The sequence below is a fragment of the Streptomyces sp. NPDC054866 genome (genome assembly GCF_053610745.1).
The window spans coordinates 1,320,041-1,338,410 of the sequence record NZ_JBSGZA010000002.1; the positions used below are offsets into that span (position 1 = coordinate 1,320,041).

The following is an 18,370-nucleotide window of genomic DNA, read 5'->3' on the forward strand; positions in this document are numbered from 1 at the left end:
TACTTCATGGCGGCCCACGAAGAAGCCGAGGCCGACGCCGACGCGATCAAGCGCCACCGCACGCTTTTCCGGGCCGTCAAACGGCGCAAGGACCCCCCGCTGCGCCGCACTGACATCACGGTCACGGACGAGGCGGCGGTCAAGCGGGCGGTCAAGGCAGCCTCGCTCGGCAACGCCATGGAATGGTTCGACTTCGGCATCTACAGCTACCTCGCCGTCACCATCGGACACGTCTTCTTCCCTTCCGGGAACGACACGGTCCAGCTGATCTCCTCGTTCGCCACCTTCGCGGTGTCCTTCCTGGTGCGCCCCATCGGCGGCATGGTCTTCGGCCCTATGGGCGACAAGATCGGCCGCAAGAAGGTCCTCGCCCTGACCATGATCCTCATGGCCATCGGCACCCTCGCCATCGGCCTGATCCCGTCCTACGCCGCGATCGGCTTCTGGGCGCCGGTCCTGCTGATCTTCTTCCGCCTGGTCCAGGGCTTCTCCACGGGCGGTGAGTACGGCGGCGCGTCGACCTTCATCGCGGAGTACGCCCCCGACAAGCGCCGTGGCTACTTCGGCAGCTTCCTCGAACTCGGCACCCTCGCCGGCTACACCGGCGCGGCGGGCCTGGTCCTCATCCTCAACACCGCGCTCGGCTCGGACGCCATGGAGTCGTGGGGCTGGCGCATCCCCTTCCTCGTCGCGGGCCCGCTCGGCCTCGTCGGCCTCTACCTGCGGCTGAAGCTCGACGAGACGCCCGCGTTCCAGAAGATGGAGGACGCCACCTTCCACTCCGCGGCCGAGGGCGCGTCCACCGTGGAGACGACGGCCAAGGGCGACCTCGCCAAGATCTTCCGCGAGCACTGGCCGATGCTGGTCCTGTGCATCGCCCTGGTGGGCGCGTACAACGTCACCGACTACATGCTCCTCTCGTACATGCCGACGTACCTCTCGGACGAGCTCGGCTACGACGACTCGCACGGCCTGCTGATCCTCATCGGCACGATGGTGGTCCTGATGCTGATCATCAATCAGGTGGGGAAACTCTCCGACCACTTCGGCCGCAAGCCGCTCCTGATGACGGGCATGATCAGCTTCCTGGTCATCTCGATCCCGGCGTTCCTCCTGATCAAGCAGGGCAGCCTGCTCGCGGTCTCCGCCGGCATGCTGTTGCTGGGCCTCTCCCTGGTCTGCCTCCTGGGCACGATGTCGGCAACGCTCCCGGCCCTGTTCCCCACGTCGGTCCGCTACGGCTCCCTGTCGGTCGGCTACAACCTCTCCGCATCCCTCTTCGGCGGCACGGCTCCCCTGGTCATCACGTCCCTGATCAGCATTACGGGGACGGACATGATCCCTGCCTACTACTCGATGGCGGCGGCGCTGGTCGGCATCATCGCGGTGGCCTGCATGAAGGAAACGGCCCAGAAGCCGCTGTCGGGTTCGCCGCCGTCGGTGGAAACGAAGGAGGAGGCGGCGGAAATGGTGGAGTCGGCAGCACCCGTACCGCGCTTCTGACACTCCCTCCCCCTCCCTCCCGACCGGCCCGCCCCCACACCAAAGTGAGGCGGGCTGTTCCGCATTCCGGACGTGACGATCCGATTGTCGGTTCGTTAGCCCGTACGAGGCTGCAACGTGCGGCCGGATGCGGAGGGGGACGATGCCGGACCCGTACAGCAAGGATCGACTGACGTCGGGCGTCGCTGAGGCACGCAACTGGACTGACCTGATGCGGCGCCTCGGCCTCGGGACGAGCGGAGGGCAGCGGCGTGTGCTGCAAGAAAAGGTGACCGGTCACGGGCTCGACACGAGCCACTTCGCCAAGCGCAGCCCTTGGCGCAAGTATCCGGACGCCGCCATTGCCGACGCGGTCGCGTCGTCGTCCTCGCTGCGCGAAGTGGCACTGGCGCTGGGCGCCACACCGGCCACCGGGACGCTCTCCCACATCCGCCGCCGCATCAGCGCCGCAGGCATCGACATCAGCCACTTCCCCGGCATCGACCGCCCTGAGCTGGACCTCCCCTTCACCCCCGAGGAGCTCCGGACAGCGGCCGCGGCAGCTACCAGCGTGCGCGGCGTGGCACGCGCACTTGGAGTGCCGGACGACAGCCGTTCACGCGCAACGCTGGGCGGCATGATGCGCGCCCACCACATCGACACTGGGCACTTCTCCCACCAGCGTGTGTTGATTCCCGAAGAGGAACTCCGCGACCTCATCAGGAACTCCACAAGCTACGCCGACGTGATGCGCGGCCTCGACATGGAGCTCAGCGACACCAATCACCGCCGCATTAGGCGCGCGGCAGCCCGCCTCGGTCTCGATACCAGCCATTTCAAGCGCCGGGCCTGGGGACAGCCGGAGCGCCCCGCACCCCCGCCCATCGCTCACCGGGTGCTGATCGTCCTGCCGGACCATGCCGGGCGGACCAACAGGTCTCAGCTCCACCGAGCTCTGACAGAGATCGGAGTCCCGTACAGGTGCGTGCCGTGTGGCAGCACCGGCGAATGGCTGGGAGAACCGATCACCCTGCAGATCGACCACGTCAACGGAGACTGGCGCGACAATCGGCGGGAGAACCTGCGGTACCTGTGCCCCAACTGCCATGCGCTGACGGAGACGTGGTGCAGAAACAGAGGGCGGAAAGCGCCCCTCGCGAATACCTGATCGACGGCCCACGTGCCGCTCGAACCCTCGGCCCGTTAGCATGCTGACTACCAGCGGCGGTGGTGCAATGGCGACACAGCTGGTTTAGGTCCAGTGACCCGTGACAGGGTTTGAGGGTTCGAATCCCTTCCGCCGCACCGCTCCTCACGCCGAAGGCCCGCCTCGCGTACCCCGCGAGGCGGGCCTTCGGCGTACGTGTGGGTTCTCAGCCCAGCAGTTCCCGTACCACCGGCACCAACGCCCGGAACGCCTTCCCCCGATGGCTGATCGCGTTCTTTTCCTCGGGGGAGAGTTCCGCGCACGTCCTCGTCTCGCCCTCCGGCTGGAGGATCGGGTCGTAGCCGAAGCCTCCCGTGCCCGACGGGGCGTGGCGTAGTACCCCGCGCAGCTGGCCCTCCACCACCCTCTCCGTGCCGTCCGGCAGGGCGAGCGCTGCCGCGCAGGCGAAGTGGGCCGAGCGGTGGGTGTCCTCGTCGATGTCGCCGAGTTGGGCCAGGAGGAGGGCGAGGTTCGCGGCGTCGTCGCCGTGGCGTCCCGCCCAGCGGGCGGAGAAGATGCCGGGGGCGCCGCCGAGTACGTCGACGCAGAGGCCGGAGTCGTCGGCGACCGCGGGGAGGCCGGTGGCCTTGGCGAGGGCGTGGGCCTTGAGGAGGGCGTTCTCGGCGAAGGTGACGCCGGTTTCCCTGACGTCGGGGATCTCGGGGTAGGCGTCCGCGCCGACGAGGTCATGAGGGAGACCTGCGTCGGCGAGGATCGACTTGAGTTCCGTGATCTTGCCGGCGTTGCGGGTGGCGAGGATTAGGCGGGTCATGTCGACCAGTATCCAAGCCCCCGCGCCACCGAGCCCCCGGACCCTACGGCGTGCAGACCTTCGTCAGTTCGCCCGCCGCGTCCGTGATGGGGCTGAGGTCGGGCGTCGCGTCGCCCCCGTCGATGGACTTGCGGACGTTGTCGACGGCCTTGTCGAGGTCGTCAACCGCCTTGTTCACATCGGTGTTGTCGGTCTTGTCGCCGATCTCGTCGATGTTCTTGTCGATGTCGTCGAGCGCCTTGTCGGCCTGCGTGGGGTCGTCTCCCGCCTTCTCGACGGCCTGCTGCAGGTCGGTGACGCTGTCGGCGATGGCGTCCGCGGTCTGGACGCAGTCCAGGGCCTTGTTGACGGCGTCGCAGCCGACGAGGCCGATGCCCGCCGGCACGGCGATCAGGACGGCGGTGACAGCGGTGGCGATACGGCGGTGGCGCGCGGCCATGGTTCGGTCCCTCCCCAGGGGGTACGGACGGGCGCACGGCTTGGCCCGCGCGCCCGTACTCGTTAGAACGCCCCTAAGGGGCCTGATGGTTGCTTATTCGGTCGCTTCGAGTGCCTTGCGCTGGAACGCTGCCAGGTCCTCGCAGCCGCCGACCGCGAGGTCGAGCAGTGCGTTGAGTTCCTTGCGGTCGAAGGGCTCGGCCTCGGCGGTGCCCTGGACCTCGACGAAGCGGCCGTCGCCGGTGCAGACGACGTTCATGTCGGTGTCGGCCTTCACGTCCTCCTCGTAGCGCAGGTCGAGGAGCGGTACGCCGCCGACGATGCCGACGGAGACGGCGGAGACGGTGTCGGTGAGGGGCTTGCGGCCGGCCTTGATGAGCTTCTTGCCCTGGGCCCAGGCCACGGCGTCGGCGAGGGCCACGTAGGCGCCGGTGATCGCGGCGGTGCGGGTGCCGCCGTCGGCCTGGAGGACGTCGCAGTCGAGGACGATGGTGTTCTCGCCGAGCGCCTTGTAGTCGATGACGGCGCGGAGGCTGCGGCCGATGAGGCGGGAGATCTCGTGGGTGCGGCCGCCGATCTTGCCGCGTACGGATTCGCGGTCGCCGCGGGTGTTGGTGGAGCGCGGCAGCATCGAGTACTCGGCGGTGACCCAGCCTTCGCCGCTGCCCTTGCGCCAGCGCGGGACGCCTTCGGTGACGGAGGCGGTGCAGAAGACCTTGGTGTCGCCGAAGGAGATGAGGACGGAGCCCTCGGCGTGCTTGCTCCAGCCGCGCTCGATGGTGATCGGGCGGAGCTGTTCGGGGGTGCGGCCGTCGATGCGAGGCACGGAGAGAGGCGTGGAGGACATGCGGCTGACCCTATCGGCACATGGCTGAGGGGCCGTATCCGCTCATGACCGCGGGGCCCGTATCGGCACATGGCTGAGGGGCCGAGGGGCCCGTATCGGCACATGGCAGAGGGCCCTCACCGGTCGTCGGCAGGGCCCTCTGCGGGTGAGCTCAGTTGCTCACATCATGTCTTCGATGTCGGCGGCGATGGGGTCCGCGTCGGTGCCGATGACGACCTGGATCGCGGTGCCCATCTTGACGACTCCGTGGGCGCCGGCGGCCTTCAGCGCGGCGTCGTCGACGAGGCCCGGGTCCTTGACCTCGGTGCGGAGGCGGGTGATGCAGCCCTCGACCTCTTCGATGTTGTCGATGCCGCCGAGCCCGGCAACGATCTTCTCAGCCTTGCTGGCCATGGTGTTCTCCCTGTTCTTAAAGGACGCGGCCTCACCACACCGTAGGTCCGCTTTGTCACGGTAACGCACGGTTGGAGCATCTTCGCGGGCGGCTACGGCACTCGTACCCAATGATGGCGATCAAGGTGCCATCCCTCATGCCCTTCCTCAGGCCATGCCTGCCGGGACGGCACCGCACTCGTTCCGCAACTGGTCTACACCAGTTTTCAACGACCGCCAAACCTGGCTTGTTCCGGAGGGGACGCCGATGAGTTCCGAAGCTGCAGCGGTGCCGCAGAAGAAGTGGTGGAACGGGCTGTTCCAGGGCCTCCAGAAGATGGGCCGCAGCCTCCAGCTCCCCATCGCCGTCCTGCCCGCCGCCGGCATCCTCAACCGCCTCGGACAGCCGGACGTCTTCGGTGCCGACGGCCTCGGCTGGGACAACGTCGCCAAGGTCTTCGCGGCGGCGGGCGGCTCCCTCCTGGACTCCACCCTCGGTCTGCCCCTGCTGTTCTGCATCGGTGTCGCGATCGGCATGGCCAAGAAGTCGGACGGCTCCACGGCGCTCGCGGCGGTCACGGGTTTCCTCGTCTACTACGCGGTGCTTCGCGCCTTCCCCGACGACTGCCCCACCGACACCACGTTCGGCGCCGCGGGGTTGTGGAGCGGCGTCTGCGTGGCGGAGGACGGGACGGTCGCGCAAGCCGCGTACCAGAACCCAGGGGTCTTCGGCGGCATCGTGATGGGTCTGCTCTCGGCGTGGTTCTGGCAGCGCTACCACCGCGTGAAGCTGGTCGACTGGCTGGGCTTCTTCAACGGCCGCCGTCTGGTGCCGATCATCATGGCCTTCGTCGGTCTGGTCTTCGCGGGGCTCTGCGTGTGGATCTGGCCGCCCATCGGTGACGGGCTGACCAGCTTCTCCAAGTGGCTTGTGGACCTTGGGTGGTTGGGTTCGGGAATCTTCGGCGTGGCCAACCGCGCGCTGCTCACGGTCGGCCTGCACCAGTTCCTGAACACGTTCGTCTGGTTCCAGTTCGGCGACTACGAGAAGCCGGACGGCACGATGGTCCACGGTGACATCAACCGCTTCCTGGCGGGTGACCCGACGGCCGGTCAGTTCACGTCGGGCTTCTTCCCGATCATGATGTTCGCCCTGCCGGCCGCGGCCCTCGCGATCACGCACGCGGCCCGTCCCGAGCGCCGCAAGGTGGTCGGCGGCCTGATGCTCTCGGTCGGCCTGACGTCGTTCGTCACCGGCATCACCGAACCGATCGAGTACTCGTTCCTCTTCATCGCGCCCGCGCTGTACGCGATCCACGCGGTCCTCACCGGTGTCTCCATGGCGGTGACATGGGCCCTGGGGGTCAAGGACGGCTTCAGCTTCTCGGCGGGTCTGATCGACTACGTCATCAACTGGAGTCTGGCGACCAAACCCTGGCTGATCATTCCCATCGGGCTCGTGTTCGCCGTCGTGTACTACGTCCTGTTCAGCTTCGTGATCCGCAAGTTCGACCTGCATACGCCGGGGCGAGAACCGGAGGAGGAAGCGGAAGCACAGGACGCGGAGCAGACCAAGGCTTAGCCCCAGCGCGGGCGGAGTCCGCACCCCCGCGCGCGGCCGCATGCGGAAGGCCCTCGGACCCTCGGGTCCGGGGGTCTTTTGCCGTTGATTTCACGTTATGGCCGACCCCACAAAACTCGTGGGTTCCTTACGTCACCTTCACCGTGCTACAACAGGTCTACACCACTTAATGGTGTAGACCACGCGGCCGTCCGCCGCGGCCCCCGGAGACGCCGCCGTCCCCTCTTCCATGTCCCAGGCGGCGCCTTGCCCACTGGAGGAAGTTGTGTCCACGGCCAGTTCCGCCCCCGCGGCCGAGAAGAAGAAGGGCGCCGGCGTGATGGCTGTCATGCAGCGCATCGGCCGCAGCCTCATGCTGCCGGTCGCCGTGCTGCCCGCCGGAGCGCTCCTGGTCCGTCTGGGCCACGACGACATGCTCGGCAAGCCGTCCATGCCCGACTTCATCAACAAGATTGCCAGCTTCATGGCCGCCGGCGGCGGCGCGATCATGGACAACATGGCGCTGCTGTTCGCCGTCGGCATCGCCATCGGCTTCGCCAAGAAGTCGGACGGCTCCACGGCCCTGGCCGCCGTCACCGGCTACCTGGTCTTCAAGAACGTCCTCGCCACCTTCACCGACGGCAACCTGCCGAAGGAGGAGTCGGTCGTCGACGGCAAGATCGTGCTGGTCGAGAAGGCCGTCGACGCGGGCGTGCTCGGCGGTGTCGTCATGGGCATCGTCGTCGCCCTGATCTACCAGCGCTTCTACCGTACGAAGCTGCCCGACTGGGCGGGCTTCTTCGGTGGCCGCCGTCTGGTCCCGATCCTGTCCGCCTTCGCGGGTCTGTTCATCGGCATCATCTTCGGTTACATATGGCCGGTCCTCGGCACGGGTCTGCACAACTTCGGTGAGTGGCTCGTCGGTTCCGGCGCCGTGGGCGCGGGCATCTTCGGCGTCGTCAACCGCGCGCTGATCCCGGTCGGCATGCACCACCTCCTGAACTCCTTCCCCTGGTTCCAGGCCGGTGACTACGAGGGCAAGCACGGCGACATCGCCCGCTTCCTGGAGGGCGACCCGACCGCGGGCCAGTTCATGACAGGCTTCTTCCCGATCATGATGTTCGCCCTTCCGGCGGCCTGCCTCGCGATCGTCCACTGCGCCCGTCCCGAGCGCCGCAAGGTCGTCGGCGGCATGATGTTCTCGCTCGCGGCCACCGCGTTCGTCACCGGTGTGACCGAGCCGATCGAGTTCACGTTCATGTTCATCGCCCCGGTCCTGTACGCGATCCACGCGGTGCTCACCGGTGTCTCCATGGCGCTGACCTGGGCGCTCGGCATGAAGGACGGCTTCGGCTTCTCCGCCGGGTTCGTCGACTACGCCATCAACTTCGGTATCGCGAAGAATCCGCTGGGCCTGGCCCTGGTCGGCCTCTGCTTCGCCGCGCTCTACTACGTCGTCTTCCGCTTCGCGATCACCAAGTGGAACCTCCCGACGCCGGGCCGCGAGTCCGACGAGGAGCTCGCCGAGCTCCAGAAGGCCGAGGCCAAGTAGCCTCCGCCCCACTTCGGGACGTAAGCCCCGCACCGTTGCGACCAACGGTGCGGGGCTTTGTCCGTTCCGTCCGCTTACGGTCGGAGACATGACCACCCCCCGGACCCCCCGCATCCTCGACCTCGACCGCGACGGCCTCGCCGCCCTCCGCGGTCGCGCCCTGACCGCTTCCGTGGCCGCCGCCGAGGGGCGCACCATGGTCGGCGAGGTCTTCGCCGACCGGGCCGCCCTCGTCCCCGTGCCGGGCATGCCCGGTGTGCACAACGCCGAGCTCGTCGCGGCCTTCGGCGCCGACATCGTCGTACTGAACCTGATCGAGCGGGCCTGGGACGGCGAGCGGCTCGATCTGCCGGGGCTCGGCGCGTTCGCCTCCATCGCCGAGCTCGCGGCCTTCATCGGCCGGCCCGTGGGCATCAATCTGGAGCCCGGTGATGTGCCCGAGATCCGCCGGGCCAAGCCCGAGTACGCCAAACGGCTGATCGACATGGGCGCGGCGATGCTCTGCCTGACGGCGAATCCGGGGACGGGCGGTTCGTACGAGGGTCTCGCGCGGGTGACGGAGGAGCTGCGGCAGGGCCTCGGGGACGACGTCGCGCTGTGGAGCGGCAAGATGCATCACGCCGGTCACCCGGAGCGGGTCACGGCCGCGCGGCTCACCTCGCTGGTGGACGCGGGCACGGACGGTGTCGTCATGCCGCTGCCGGGGACGCTGCCCGGCGTCACCAAGGAGCTGGCCGCGGGGGCGGTGGCCGCGGTGCAGGACCTGGGGGCGGTCGTGATGGGGGCGATCGGCACCAGCCAGGAGGGCTCGCACGCGAACGTCGTGCCGCAGCTGGCCCTGAACGCGAAGGAAGTGGGCGTCGACGCCCACCACTTCGGCGACTCCTACCTTCCGGGCATGTGCGATCCGGAGGTCATGTACGCGTACTCGGTCGCGATCCGCGGCCGCCGCCACACGTGGAACAGGATGGCGCTGGGCGGCCGCGGCAGCAGGCGCTCGACGGAGGAGCGCTAGATCTCGTAGCTCCGGCCGGGCTTCGCGAGTTCGGCCGGGCCGTCGTACACGGCGCGCGCGTCCGCCAGGTTCACCTGGGGGTCCGTCCACGGCGGGATGTGGGTGAGGAGGAGGCGCCCGGCCTTCGCGCGCTGGGCGGACTCGCCCGCCTCACGGCCGTTGAGGTGCAGGTCGGGGATGTTCTCCTTGCCGTGCGTGAAGGCCGCCTCGCAGAGGAACAGGTCGGTGTCGGCGGCCAGTTCGTCCAGCGCGCCGCACACACCCGTGTCTCCCGAGTACGTGAGGGACGTGCCCCCGTGCTCGACGCGGATGCCGTACGCCTCGACGGGGTGGCACACCTTCTCCGTACGGACCGAGAAGGGGCCGATGTCGAACGAGGCCGGCTTCACGGTGTGGAAGTCGAAGACCTCGCTCATCGAGGAGGCGGACGGGGTGTCGGCGTACGCGGTGGTCAGGCGCTGTTCGGTGCCCTCGGGGCCGTAGACCGGGATGGGGGCGCAGCGGCCGCCTTCGTGCCGGTAGTAGCGCGCCACGAAATAGGCGCACATATCGATGCAGTGGTCGGCGTGCAGATGGCTGAGGAAGATCGCGTCCAGGTCGTACAGACCGACATGGCGCTGCAGCTCGCCCAGGGCGCCATTGCCCATGTCGAGAAGCAGCCGGAAGCCGTCGGCCTCGATGAGGTAGCTCGAGCAGGCCGAGTCCGCGGACGGAAACGACCCCGAGCAGCCGACGACGGTGAGCTTCATGGAGCGGAAACCTCCGGGGGCGAAACGGGGGTTGTGCGGGGCGTTGCGGGGGGCTTGCGAAGAGGCCTGCGAGAGGCTCTTCGAGGAGTTCTGCGGTCCGTCGAGCGTAAGGCGCAAAAGGTCAGGTCGCTCCTCCGTCGTGGGCCGTTGTGGGAGAACTCACCTGCGCTGTCACCGGTTCGGGGGGCGCGCGGGGCGGGGTGCGCGCCGGTACCGTCTGCGGTATGGATACGTCATGGTGGCTCGCGCTTGCCGCCGTGGTGGTGCTCGCGGCGGTCGCCGCGTTGGTGGACGGCCGGGGCCGTAGCGGCCGCGGGCCCCGCGGGCGGACCACCCGGCCGCCGGGCAGGCCGCGCGGGCCGCGGCGCAGGCTGCCCGCGCCCAAGCCCGCGGAGATCTGGTGGGCGAAGGTGCCCTACGAGGACGGGCCCGGCACCAAGGATCGGCCCTGTCTTGTGCTGTCCGTGCGGGGCGAGCGCGCGGTCGTCGCGAAGATCACCAGCAAGTACCACGACGAGCGGGCCGGGGTGATTCCGCTGCCGCCCGGGTCGGTGGGGGACGCGCGGGGGCGGCCCAGCTTCCTTGAGACGGACGAGCTGCGGGATGTGCCGGTGTGGGAGTTCCGCAGGCGGGCGGGGATCGTGGATCCGGCGCTGTGGGATCAGGTGCGGTACTTGGCGGGTTGAGCGGCAACGAAGACGCCGGGCGGGCTGGATGTGTCCAGCCCGCCCGGCGTTCTCCTGCGTCTGCCTCTAAGCCCACAGTTGACCCTCTAAGCCCACAGTTGGCCTTGCAGCGTCTCGATCGCCGCCTCGGTCGTCTCGGCGGTGTAGACGCCCGTCGAGAGGTACTTCCAGCCGCCGTCGGCCACGACGAAGACGATGTCGGCGGACTCCCCCGCGGCCAGGGCCTTCTTGCCGACGCCGATCGCCGCGTGCAGCGCGGCCCCGGTGGAGACGCCCGCGAAGATCCCCTCCTGCTGGAGGAGCTCGCGGGTGCGCGTCACCGCGTCCGCCGAGCCGACGGAGAAGCGGGTGGTCAGGACCGACGCGTCGTACAGCTCGGGGACGAAGCCCTCGTCGAGGTTCCGCAGGCCGTACACGAGGTCGTCGTAGCGGGGCTCCGCCGCGACGATCTTGATGTCCGGCTTCTGCTCGCGCAGGAAGCGGCCCACGCCCATCAGCGTGCCCGTCGTGCCGAGGCCCGCCACGAAGTGGGTGACCGAGGGGAGGTCCGCGAGGATCTCCGGGCCGGTCGTCGCGTAGTGGGCGCCCGCGTTGTCCGGGTTCCCGTACTGGTAAAGCATCACCCAGTCCGGGTGCTCGGCCGCCAGTTCCTTGGCGACGCGTACGGCCGTGTTCGAGCCGCCTGCCGCCGGGGACGGGATGATCTCCGCGCCCCACATGGCGAGGAGCTCACGCCGCTCCTGCGAGGTGTTCTCCGGCATGACGCACACGATGCGGTAGCCCTTGAGCTTGGCCGCCATCGCGAGTGAGATGCCCGTGTTGCCGGACGTCGGCTCCAGGATCGTGCAGCCGGGCGTCAACCGCCCGTCCTTCTCCGCCTGTTCGACCATGTGCAGCGCCGGGCGGTCCTTGATGGAACCGGTCGGGTTACGGTCCTCCAGCTTCGCCCAGATGCGGACGTCGTCGGAGGGGGAGAGCCGCGGCAGGCGGACCAGGGGCGTGTTACCCACGGCCGCCAGCGGGGAGTCGTAGCGAGGCATCCGCGATCAGACCATGCCGCCGGCCACGGCCGGGAGGATCGTGACGTTGTCGCCGTCGGTGAGCTTGGTGGAGATGCCGTCCAGGAAGCGGACGTCCTCGTCGTTCAGGTACACGTTGACGAAGCGGCGCAGCTTGTCGCCGTCCACGATGCGCTCGGCGATGCCCGCGTGCCGCGAGTCGAGGTCGCTGAAGAGCTCGGCGAGGGTGTCCCCGCTGCCCTCGACGGCCTTGGCGCCGTCGGTGTAGGTGCGGAGGATGGTCGGGATGCGGACCTCGATGGCCATGGCTGGGGGCTCCTGTCGGGAGATGTCACGTGGGTGGGCGCGCGGCGGCCCGGTCGTGCGGTGCGTCAGTTCGAGTGCGTAAGGCGTCAGGTGTCCGGCATCCGGCGTTACGCGGAGGTGGCGCCGCGGCTCACGGCCGTACGGCGGCGGCTGTCAGCGCGAACAGATCGCGCTGGAGAGCCTGCACAAATCGACGTGCAGACGCGCAACGAGCAGCATGCCCGGCATCTTGTCGCTCACGTCGTGGGGAACCATGCGGTCATCGTATCGATTCCCGGTCCGGGTTCTGGAATGTGATCTCGCATGCTGGACGATTTGCGTCCATCACGTGGATGCCGGGAGGCGGGGCGCAGCTGAGGGCAGGTACGTGACCGTCGGAGCGCCCGTGGCCGGATGCACCGCCACCTCCGCCGTCACCCCGTACACCTCGGCGAGGAGCTCGCTGGTCAGGACCTCCTTCGGCGCGCCTGACGCGACGAGACGGCCGGCGTCGAGCACGTACAGACGGTCGCAGTAGTACGCCGCCAGATTGAGGTCGTGCAGGGCCAGGAGATTCGTGGTGCCGAGGTCGCGGACCAGGGTGAGGATCTCCAGCTGGTAGCGGATGTCGAGGTGGTTGGTCGGTTCGTCCAGGACGAGGACCGCGGGCTCCTGCACCAGCGCCCTCGCCACCAGGGCGCGCTGGCGCTCGCCGCCGGAGAGCCCGGCGAAGACGCGGTGGGCGAGGTCCGCCGCGCCGACGCGTTCCAGGGCGTCGAGCACCAGCTTCTCGTCCTCGGCCGTGTCCGCCTCCCAGAAGCGTTTGTGCGGGGAGCGGCCCATCGCGACGATCTGCCGGACGGTGAGCTCGAAGCCGGTGTGCCCGTCCTGCGGGACGGTGGCGATGCGGCGGGCGCGGTCCTTGGCCGAGCGGGCCGCCAGGTCGTCACCGTCCAGGAGTACGCGGCCGCCGGTGGGCGTGAGGGTGCCGTAGACGCAGCGCAGGAGGGTGGTCTTGCCGCTGCCGTTGGGGCCGACGAGGCCGATGGTCTCGCCTCGGGCGGCGTGCAGGGTGACGTCGTCGACCAGGCGCAGGCCGCCGGGCGTCTCGTACGTGAGGTTCTCGGTACGCATCATCATGCGGGTGCCCCTTCCTCCGTACGGTTCTTGCGCAGCATCCACAGGAAGAACGGGCCGCCCGTCAGCGCCGTCAGGACGCCGACCGGGATGTCCTGCGGCGCCGCGACCGTGCGCGCGGCGAGGTCGGCGGCCACCAGGAACACCGCGCCCATCAGGGCCACCACCGGCAGGAGCGCCCGGTGGGCGGCGCCGACCAGCATCCGGGCCGCGTGCGGCACCATCAGGCCGACGAAGCCGATGGCTCCGCTGTACGCGACGAGTACGCCGGTCAGGAGCGAGGCGAGGACGAAGACGGCGGCGCGGAAGCGGGCGGTGTCCAGGCCGAGGACGGTGGCGCCCTCCTCGCCGACCAGGAGCAGGTCGAGGGGGCGGGCCAGGGCGACGAGCAGGGCCGTGCCCACGACGAGGGCCGCGCCGGGCAGGGCGAGCATGTCCCAGCGGGCGCTGCCGAGGCCGCCGAGGGTCCAGTACAGGACTTCCTTCAGGTGGTCGGCGCTGTCGGCCATGATCAGGATGAGGCTGGTCAGGGCGGAGAGGATGTACGAGACGGCCACTCCGGCCAGGATCAGGCGCCCGGTGGCGAATCCGCCGCCGCCGGATCTGGCCAGGGTGTAGACGACCAGCAGCGAGAGCAGGGCGCCGGCGAAGGCCGCGGCCGGGATGGTGACGGTGGTGGCCAGGCCCGCGCCCAGGCCGAAGACGCTGCCGAGGACGATGACGGCGACGGCTCCCGCGGAGGCGCCGGAGGAGACGCCGAGGAGGAAGGGGTCGGCCAGGGGGTTTCTCACCAGGGCCTGGAGGACGGTGCCGATGACGGCAAGGCCTGCGCCTACGGCTGCGCCGAGCAGGACGCGGGGCAGGCGGACGTCCAGCACGATCGTGCGGAAGGGTGAGGGTTCCGCCCTTCCGGCGAGGATCTCCAGGACGTCCGCCGGGGGGATCCGGACGGACCCCAGGGCTAGGCCGGCGACGACCGCTGCCGCGAAGGCTGCGCAGAGCGCCGCGATGACTGTCGCGTAGCCCACTCGTCTGCGGGGTGGTGTGACCCTGGCGGGACCTTCCCCAACCCCGCCCCTTCCCGAAAACCCGCTCGGCGCGGGGGCCTTGCTTGCCGCAATCACCGGCTCCGCCGAGTTCGTCCTCAAACGCCGGACGGGCTGAACCCCCTGCCCCTTCACAGCTGGTCCGCCAGCTTCCCCACCGCCCCCGGTGCCCTCACCCCCACCACCGTGTCCGACAGCGGCAGTACCGCGAAGCGCTTGTTCTTGATGGCGGGGATGGCCGCCAGGACCGGGTCGTCCAGGAGGCGCTTCTTCTTCTGGGCCACCGTCGTGCCTCCGTAGTCGAGGATCACGATCACCTCGGGCTTGCGGTCGACCACCGACTCCCAGGACGCGTCGCCGAAGGCCTTGTCCAGGTCGGCGAAGACGTTGCGGCCGCCCGCCCGCTCGATGATGTCGTTGCCGATGCCCCGGCCGCCCGCCGTGAACGCGGTCTTGTCGCCGCTGTCGTAGACGAAGACGGGGACGGGCTCACGGCCCTTCGAGTCCCCGGCGGCGTCCGCCAGTTGGCGCTTCGCCGCGGCCACCCACTTGTCCGCCCGCGGCCGCACTCCGAACGTGCTGCCGACCTCGCGGACCTCCTTGTAGACGTCGTCCATCGACACCGCCCGCTTCGCGCAGCCCTCGACGTTGAGGCGGCTCTCGATGCCGGACTTCGCCAGGGCCCCGCGGCTGCGGCCCTCGCCCGCGAGGAAGGCGGACGCGTAGCCGCCGTAGACGAAGTCGGGGTTCGCGGCCAGGAGCTTCTCGTACGAGGGGTATTCCTTGGCGAGGACCGGGGTGTCCGCGTACGCCTTCGCGTACTTCGGCAGGACCTTGTCGTCCAGGTAGGCCGTGCCCGCGATGCGGTCCTTGAGGCCCAGTTCCAGCATCACTTCCGTCACGTGCTGGTTCATCGTCACGGCGCGCTTCGGGGGCGCTTCGTACGTCGTCTTCACGCCGCAGTTCGTGACCGTGTACGGGAAGCCCGGCGTCTTGGACTCCGGCTTCGATTCGGTGCCGTCGGAGGACGAGCACGCGGCGAGCGGGGCCAGCAGGGCCGCGGCCAGGAGCATGCGTATGGAACGGGACATGGCTGAGCTGCCTCCTCCAGGGGATTTCCGCGTCCCCTGCGTCGTGGGAGAAGAAGGCGGCAGGTCAGTTCCTGACTGCCCCACCCGCGGAGGGTGGGGTCACAGTGGCGGGACCGTGCCGGATTCGCACCGGCTTCCTGGGTCCTGCCGCCTCTCGGTGGGCTCAGTATGCCTGGACGACCTTCACCTCTTCTTCGGTGACCTCGCCGTCCACGATCCTGAAGGAGCGGAACTGGAAGTCGCCGGCGTCGTCGGTGTCGGCCGTGGAGACCAGGACGTAGTGGGCGCCGGGCTCGTTGGCGTACGAGATGTCGGTACGCGAGGGGTAGGCCTCGGTCGCCGTGTGCGAGTGGTAGACGATCACCGGCTCCTCGTCGCGGTCGTCCATCTCGCGGTAGAGCTTGAGGAGGTCGCCCGAGTCGAACTCGTAGAACGTGGGCGAGCGGGCCGCGTTCAGCATGGGGATGAAGCGCTCGGGGCGGCCGGTTCCCTCCGGGCCCGCGACCACACCGCAGGCCTCGTCGGGGTGGTCCTGGCGCGCGTGCGCGACGATCTGGTCGTGGAGGGCCTGGGTCAGGGTCAGCATGGCAGCCAGGATAAGCAGAAGGGCCGACCCGTACCGAAGAGTGGTACGGACCGGCCCACATGCTGGGATCAAGCGGTGATGACCCGGCGGTCAGGACGTGGCGGTCAGGACTTGATCGCGTCCTTCTTGTCCGCCTCGCCGCCACCCGTCGGCTGCGCGTTGCGCTTCTGCATGACGAGGTAGCCGACGCCGAGGATCAGCGCCCACACCGGAGCCGCGTAGAGCGAGATCCGCGCGTCCTTGTCGATGCCCATCATCACGATGACCATGCCGATGAAGGCCAGCGCGAACCAGCTCGTGAACGGAGCGCCCGGCGCCCGGAAGGTCGACTGCGGCAGCTCGCCGCGGTCGGCCTTGCGGCGGTACTTGATCTGGCAGATCAGGATCATGATCCAGGCCCACATACCGGAGATGGTCGCGAAGGAGACGACGTAGTTGAACGCCTCGCCCGGCCACTGGTAATTGATCCAGACGCCGACCAGCATCAGCGTGGCGGAGAACGTGGTGCCGACCAGCGGCAGGCCGTTCTTCGTCAGCTTGGTGAAGAACTTCGGGCCCTGGCCGTTGAGCGCGAGGTCGCGCAGCATGCGGCCGGTGGAGTACATGCCGGAGTTGCAGGAGGAGAGCGCGGCCGTCAGGACGACGAAGTTGACGATCGCGGCGCCGATGCCCAGGCCCATCTCCTCGAACGCCGCCACGAACGGCGAGACGCCCGGCTGGAACGTGGTCCACGGCACGACCGAGAGGATCATGATGAGCGCGCCGACGTAGAAGACGGCGATGCGCCACGGCACGGTGTTGATGGCCTTGGGCAGGACGGTCTTGGGGTCCTTGGACTCGCCCGCGGTGACGCCGACGAGCTCGACGGCGAGGAAGGCGAACATCACGATCTGCAGCGTCATCAGCGTGGAGCCGATGCCGTTCGGGAAGAACCCGCCCTGGTCCCACAGGTGGCTCACGGACGCGGTGTCACCGGCGTCGGAGAAGCCGATGGTGAGGATGCCGGCGCAGATGAGGATCATGCCGATGATCGCGGTGACCTTGACCATCGAGAACCAGAACTCGAGCTCACCGAAGAGCTTCACGGAGATCAGGTTGGCGCCGTACAGGATGACCGTGAAGATCAGCGCGTAGGCCCATTGTGGAATGGAGTTGTGCGTCCAGTACTGCATGTACTGGGCCGCGGCCGTGACTTCCGTGATGCCGGTGACGACCCAGAAGAGCCAGTACGTCCAGCCGGTCACGTACCCGAAGAACGGGCCGATGAATTCACGCGCGTACTCCGAGAAGGAGCCCGACACGGCGCGGTACATGAGCAGCTCGCCCAGGGCCCGCATGATGAAGAAGATGACGAGGCCGGCGATGGCGTACGCCAGGATGAGGCTCGGACCGGCCTTGTGAATGGCCTTGCCCGCGCCGAGGAACAGGCCGGTGCCGATGGCACCGCCGATCGCGATCATCTGGATCTGCCGGGCACCGAGCCCGCGCTGATAGCCCTCGCCTGACGAACCGGACGAACCGCCCGCTCCGTCGGCCTCATTGCCGTCGTGATGCTCTTCGACCTGCACTGAGGTCATGGTGACGCCTTTCTCCACGCTGATCCGTGCCCGCAGTCTGCGTATGGCCACGGATCAGGTCCTGATCCCCCCGGATATGGATGGAGTGCTACCGGCGGTCTGCCGGCCCGAGCGCCACCGGTGACATGGGTGGCGTCACCGAGTGGTCGTGAAGATTTATCACGGCCGCAATAGTGATCGACCGCGGCACGTGTGGCCCACACCACGAGAAGAACCGGACAAAATTCCCTTGACGCGTCAAAAGAGGTCATTGAAGTGACGCGATCGTTATCCGGATTTGAGCGTCCGCTGAGCGAACGAAGAGTATCGGCTGCTAGATACAACGACTTTGCGTGTGCGACCGTGTGACTTCTAACCGATGAGCGTGCCGACCAGCGTCTCCTGCAACCCGCCGAGCCAGAGGTAGGCCATCACCATCGGCTTGCGGGCGTCGGAGTCCGGCAGCTGGTAGAGCAGGTCCGTGTCGTCCTCGTCGGTCACCTCGAGACGGGCACCGATCGCGAGGCGGAGGTCGTTGAGCGCGCCGAGCCAGTGCCGCGACTCGTCGGCGGACAGCTTCAGGACGGCGCCGCCCTCGCCCTTCGACGTCAGGGCGTCCAGGCAGCGGATCACCACCAGGGCGTCGTCGCGCTTCTTGGCCCGCAGGTCGTTCTCGGTGAAGCGCCTGAACTCCGAGGAGTACGCCCGCAGTTCGTCCTCGTCGGCCTCCTCGCTGCCGGGGCCGCCGTACGCGTCCGGCAGCAGCCTCTGGAGAACGGGGTCGGTGGGCGGCTCGCTCGGGCCCTCCGAGAACAGCTCCGCGAGGGGGTCGTCGGGCGCGTCCTCGGCCGGGCCCGGACCGATCAGCTCCAGGAGCTGGACGGCCAGGGACCGGATGATCGAGATCTCGACCTCGTCGAGCGCGACGGCAGCGCCGCCCCCGGGAATGGCTTCGAATTGTCCTGGCAT

Annotated in this window: 20 protein-coding genes, 1 tRNA gene and 1 riboswitch; of the genes, 7 read left to right on the forward strand and 14 right to left on the reverse strand. The window is 68.8% G+C overall.

The genetic code is table 11. The features are described from left to right. The first annotated feature begins 6 nt into the window (after positions 1 to 6). The 3 genes from proP (at position 7) to ACWGI2_RS14620 (ending at position 2,787) form a co-directional block, all read left to right on the forward strand. A complete protein-coding gene (gene proP / locus ACWGI2_RS14610; RefSeq protein WP_453695562.1) occupies positions 7 to 1,503 on the forward strand; it encodes a glycine betaine/L-proline transporter ProP in 1,497 nt (498 codons plus the stop codon). Between the two features lie 142 nt (positions 1,504 to 1,645). After that, complete coding sequence (locus tag ACWGI2_RS14615) at positions 1,646 to 2,650, forward strand: HNH endonuclease signature motif containing protein (protein WP_453695563.1); 1,005 nt, start codon at positions 1,646 to 1,648, stop codon at positions 2,648 to 2,650. A gap of 53 nt (positions 2,651 to 2,703) precedes the next feature. Then, positions 2,704 to 2,787, forward strand: a tRNA-Leu gene (locus ACWGI2_RS14620). A gap of 68 nt (positions 2,788 to 2,855) precedes the next feature. Here ACWGI2_RS14620 and rdgB read toward each other — a convergent pair. The 4 genes from rdgB to ACWGI2_RS14640 all read right to left on the reverse strand — a co-directional run bounded on the left by rdgB (position 2,856) and on the right by ACWGI2_RS14640 (position 5,208). Beyond that, a complete protein-coding gene (rdgB, locus tag ACWGI2_RS14625; RefSeq protein WP_453695564.1) occupies positions 2,856 to 3,461 on the reverse strand; it encodes an RdgB/HAM1 family non-canonical purine NTP pyrophosphatase in 606 nt (201 codons plus the stop codon). Between the two features lie 43 nt (positions 3,462 to 3,504). Further along, positions 3,505 to 3,900, reverse strand: coding sequence for a hypothetical protein (locus ACWGI2_RS14630; protein ID WP_160505262.1), 396 nt, complete (start codon positions 3,898 to 3,900; stop codon positions 3,505 to 3,507). 93 nt (positions 3,901 to 3,993) lie between these two features. After that, complete coding sequence (gene rph / locus ACWGI2_RS14635) at positions 3,994 to 4,725, reverse strand: ribonuclease PH (RefSeq protein WP_453395926.1); 732 nt, start codon at positions 4,723 to 4,725, stop codon at positions 3,994 to 3,996. A gap of 180 nt (positions 4,726 to 4,905) precedes the next feature. Next, the gene (locus ACWGI2_RS14640) at positions 4,906 to 5,208 is read right to left on the reverse strand and encodes a glucose PTS transporter subunit EIIB (protein WP_453695566.1); all 303 of its coding nucleotides are present in this window, start codon (positions 5,206 to 5,208) and stop codon (positions 4,906 to 4,908) included. 178 nt (positions 5,209 to 5,386) lie between these two features. Between ACWGI2_RS14640 and ACWGI2_RS14645 the strand changes: the two genes are divergently transcribed. The 3 genes from ACWGI2_RS14645 to ACWGI2_RS14655 all read left to right on the forward strand — a co-directional run bounded on the left by ACWGI2_RS14645 (position 5,387) and on the right by ACWGI2_RS14655 (position 9,246). Then, positions 5,387 to 6,700: a PTS transporter subunit EIIC gene (locus ACWGI2_RS14645; protein WP_453695568.1), complete on the forward strand. Its 1,314-nt coding sequence runs from the start codon at positions 5,387 to 5,389 to the stop codon at positions 6,698 to 6,700. A gap of 265 nt (positions 6,701 to 6,965) precedes the next feature. Continuing rightward, the gene (locus tag ACWGI2_RS14650) at positions 6,966 to 8,231 is read left to right on the forward strand and encodes a PTS transporter subunit EIIC (RefSeq protein ID WP_453695570.1); all 1,266 of its coding nucleotides are present in this window, start codon (positions 6,966 to 6,968) and stop codon (positions 8,229 to 8,231) included. An 88-nt stretch (positions 8,232 to 8,319) separates the two neighbouring features. Then, on the forward strand, positions 8,320 to 9,246 hold the full coding sequence (locus tag ACWGI2_RS14655) for a DUF7916 family protein (RefSeq protein ID WP_453695571.1): 927 nt from the start codon (positions 8,320 to 8,322) through the stop codon (positions 9,244 to 9,246). Here ACWGI2_RS14655 and ACWGI2_RS14660 read toward each other — a convergent pair. Further along, entirely contained in the window at positions 9,243 to 9,995 is a 753-nt protein-coding gene (locus tag ACWGI2_RS14660; RefSeq protein ID WP_453695573.1) for an MBL fold metallo-hydrolase, read from the reverse strand. The two genes, ACWGI2_RS14655 and ACWGI2_RS14660, sit on opposite strands and share 4 nt — an antisense overlap. Positions 9,996 to 10,219: 224 nt before the next feature. On the opposite strand from ACWGI2_RS14660, the gene ACWGI2_RS14665 reads away from it, so the two are divergent. Next, entirely contained in the window at positions 10,220 to 10,681 is a 462-nt protein-coding gene (locus ACWGI2_RS14665; RefSeq protein WP_160505268.1) for a type II toxin-antitoxin system PemK/MazF family toxin, read from the forward strand. Positions 10,682 to 10,767: 86 nt separating this feature from the next. Here ACWGI2_RS14665 and ACWGI2_RS14670 read toward each other — a convergent pair whose 3' ends face one another. The 9 genes from ACWGI2_RS14670 to ACWGI2_RS14710 all read right to left on the reverse strand — a co-directional run bounded on the left by ACWGI2_RS14670 (position 10,768) and on the right by ACWGI2_RS14710 (position 18,370). Then, positions 10,768 to 11,721, reverse strand: coding sequence for a PLP-dependent cysteine synthase family protein (locus ACWGI2_RS14670; protein WP_453695574.1), 954 nt, complete (start codon positions 11,719 to 11,721; stop codon positions 10,768 to 10,770). A 6-nt stretch (positions 11,722 to 11,727) separates the two neighbouring features. Next, positions 11,728 to 12,006, reverse strand: coding sequence for a MoaD/ThiS family protein (locus ACWGI2_RS14675; protein WP_453395761.1), 279 nt, complete (start codon positions 12,004 to 12,006; stop codon positions 11,728 to 11,730). A 153-nt stretch (positions 12,007 to 12,159) separates the two neighbouring features. After that, complete coding sequence (locus tag ACWGI2_RS14680) at positions 12,160 to 12,261, reverse strand: putative leader peptide (protein WP_336605789.1); 102 nt, start codon at positions 12,259 to 12,261, stop codon at positions 12,160 to 12,162. A gap of 69 nt (positions 12,262 to 12,330) precedes the next feature. Then, positions 12,331 to 13,125, reverse strand: coding sequence for an ABC transporter ATP-binding protein (locus ACWGI2_RS14685; protein ID WP_453695575.1), 795 nt, complete (start codon positions 13,123 to 13,125; stop codon positions 12,331 to 12,333). After that, positions 13,122 to 14,150: a FecCD family ABC transporter permease gene (locus ACWGI2_RS14690; protein ID WP_453695577.1), complete on the reverse strand. Its 1,029-nt coding sequence runs from the start codon at positions 14,148 to 14,150 to the stop codon at positions 13,122 to 13,124. Before ACWGI2_RS14690 ends, ACWGI2_RS14685 begins: the two co-directional genes overlap by 4 nt. Positions 14,151 to 14,299: 149 nt before the next feature. Next, the gene (locus tag ACWGI2_RS14695) at positions 14,300 to 15,259 is read right to left on the reverse strand and encodes an ABC transporter substrate-binding protein (protein ID WP_453695578.1); all 960 of its coding nucleotides are present in this window, start codon (positions 15,257 to 15,259) and stop codon (positions 14,300 to 14,302) included. 45 nt (positions 15,260 to 15,304) lie between these two features. Continuing rightward, positions 15,305 to 15,422, reverse strand: a riboswitch (cobalamin riboswitch). Then, positions 15,423 to 15,845 carry a Mov34/MPN/PAD-1 family protein gene (locus ACWGI2_RS14700; protein ID WP_160505274.1) on the reverse strand — a complete coding sequence of 141 codons (423 nt, stop codon included), beginning with the start codon at positions 15,843 to 15,845 and terminating at the stop codon, positions 15,423 to 15,425. Between the two features lie 104 nt (positions 15,846 to 15,949). Then, entirely contained in the window at positions 15,950 to 17,422 is a 1,473-nt protein-coding gene (locus ACWGI2_RS14705; RefSeq protein ID WP_453695580.1) for an amino acid permease, read from the reverse strand. A gap of 351 nt (positions 17,423 to 17,773) precedes the next feature. Next, positions 17,774 to 18,370, reverse strand: a complete 597-nt coding sequence (locus ACWGI2_RS14710) for a DUF2017 domain-containing protein (protein WP_453395766.1) — start codon at positions 18,368 to 18,370, stop codon at positions 17,774 to 17,776.

What these genes read in the sequence shown, in the direction of transcription:
- ACWGI2_RS14685 (WP_453695575.1), bottom strand. Translation starts at nt 13,125, where the DNA reads ATGATGATGCGTACCGAGAACCTCACGTACGAGACGCCCGGCGGCCTG.
- ACWGI2_RS14630 (WP_160505262.1), bottom strand. Translation starts at nt 3,900, where the DNA reads ATGGCCGCGCGCCACCGCCGTATCGCCACCGCTGTCACCGCCGTCCTG.
- rdgB (WP_453695564.1), bottom strand. Translation starts at nt 3,461, where the DNA reads ATGACCCGCCTAATCCTCGCCACCCGCAACGCCGGCAAGATCACGGAA.
- ACWGI2_RS14705 (WP_453695580.1), bottom strand. Translation starts at nt 17,422, where the DNA reads ATGACCTCAGTGCAGGTCGAAGAGCATCACGACGGCAATGAGGCCGAC.
- ACWGI2_RS14615 (WP_453695563.1), top strand. Translation starts at nt 1,646, where the DNA reads ATGCCGGACCCGTACAGCAAGGATCGACTGACGTCGGGCGTCGCTGAG.
- ACWGI2_RS14695 (WP_453695578.1), bottom strand. Translation starts at nt 15,259, where the DNA reads ATGTCCCGTTCCATACGCATGCTCCTGGCCGCGGCCCTGCTGGCCCCG.
- proP (WP_453695562.1), top strand. Translation starts at nt 7, where the DNA reads ATGGCGGCCCACGAAGAAGCCGAGGCCGACGCCGACGCGATCAAGCGC.
- ACWGI2_RS14660 (WP_453695573.1), bottom strand. Translation starts at nt 9,995, where the DNA reads ATGAAGCTCACCGTCGTCGGCTGCTCGGGGTCGTTTCCGTCCGCGGAC.
- ACWGI2_RS14645 (WP_453695568.1), top strand. Translation starts at nt 5,387, where the DNA reads ATGAGTTCCGAAGCTGCAGCGGTGCCGCAGAAGAAGTGGTGGAACGGG.
- ACWGI2_RS14670 (WP_453695574.1), bottom strand. Translation starts at nt 11,721, where the DNA reads ATGCCTCGCTACGACTCCCCGCTGGCGGCCGTGGGTAACACGCCCCTG.
- ACWGI2_RS14710 (WP_453395766.1), bottom strand. Translation starts at nt 18,370, where the DNA reads ATGCCAGGACAATTCGAAGCCATTCCCGGGGGCGGCGCTGCCGTCGCG.
- ACWGI2_RS14675 (WP_453395761.1), bottom strand. Translation starts at nt 12,006, where the DNA reads ATGGCCATCGAGGTCCGCATCCCGACCATCCTCCGCACCTACACCGAC.
- ACWGI2_RS14700 (WP_160505274.1), bottom strand. Translation starts at nt 15,845, where the DNA reads ATGCTGACCCTGACCCAGGCCCTCCACGACCAGATCGTCGCGCACGCG.
- ACWGI2_RS14665 (WP_160505268.1), top strand. Translation starts at nt 10,220, where the DNA reads ATGGATACGTCATGGTGGCTCGCGCTTGCCGCCGTGGTGGTGCTCGCG.
- ACWGI2_RS14655 (WP_453695571.1), top strand. Translation starts at nt 8,320, where the DNA reads ATGACCACCCCCCGGACCCCCCGCATCCTCGACCTCGACCGCGACGGC.
- ACWGI2_RS14680 (WP_336605789.1), bottom strand. Translation starts at nt 12,261, where the DNA reads ATGGTTCCCCACGACGTGAGCGACAAGATGCCGGGCATGCTGCTCGTT.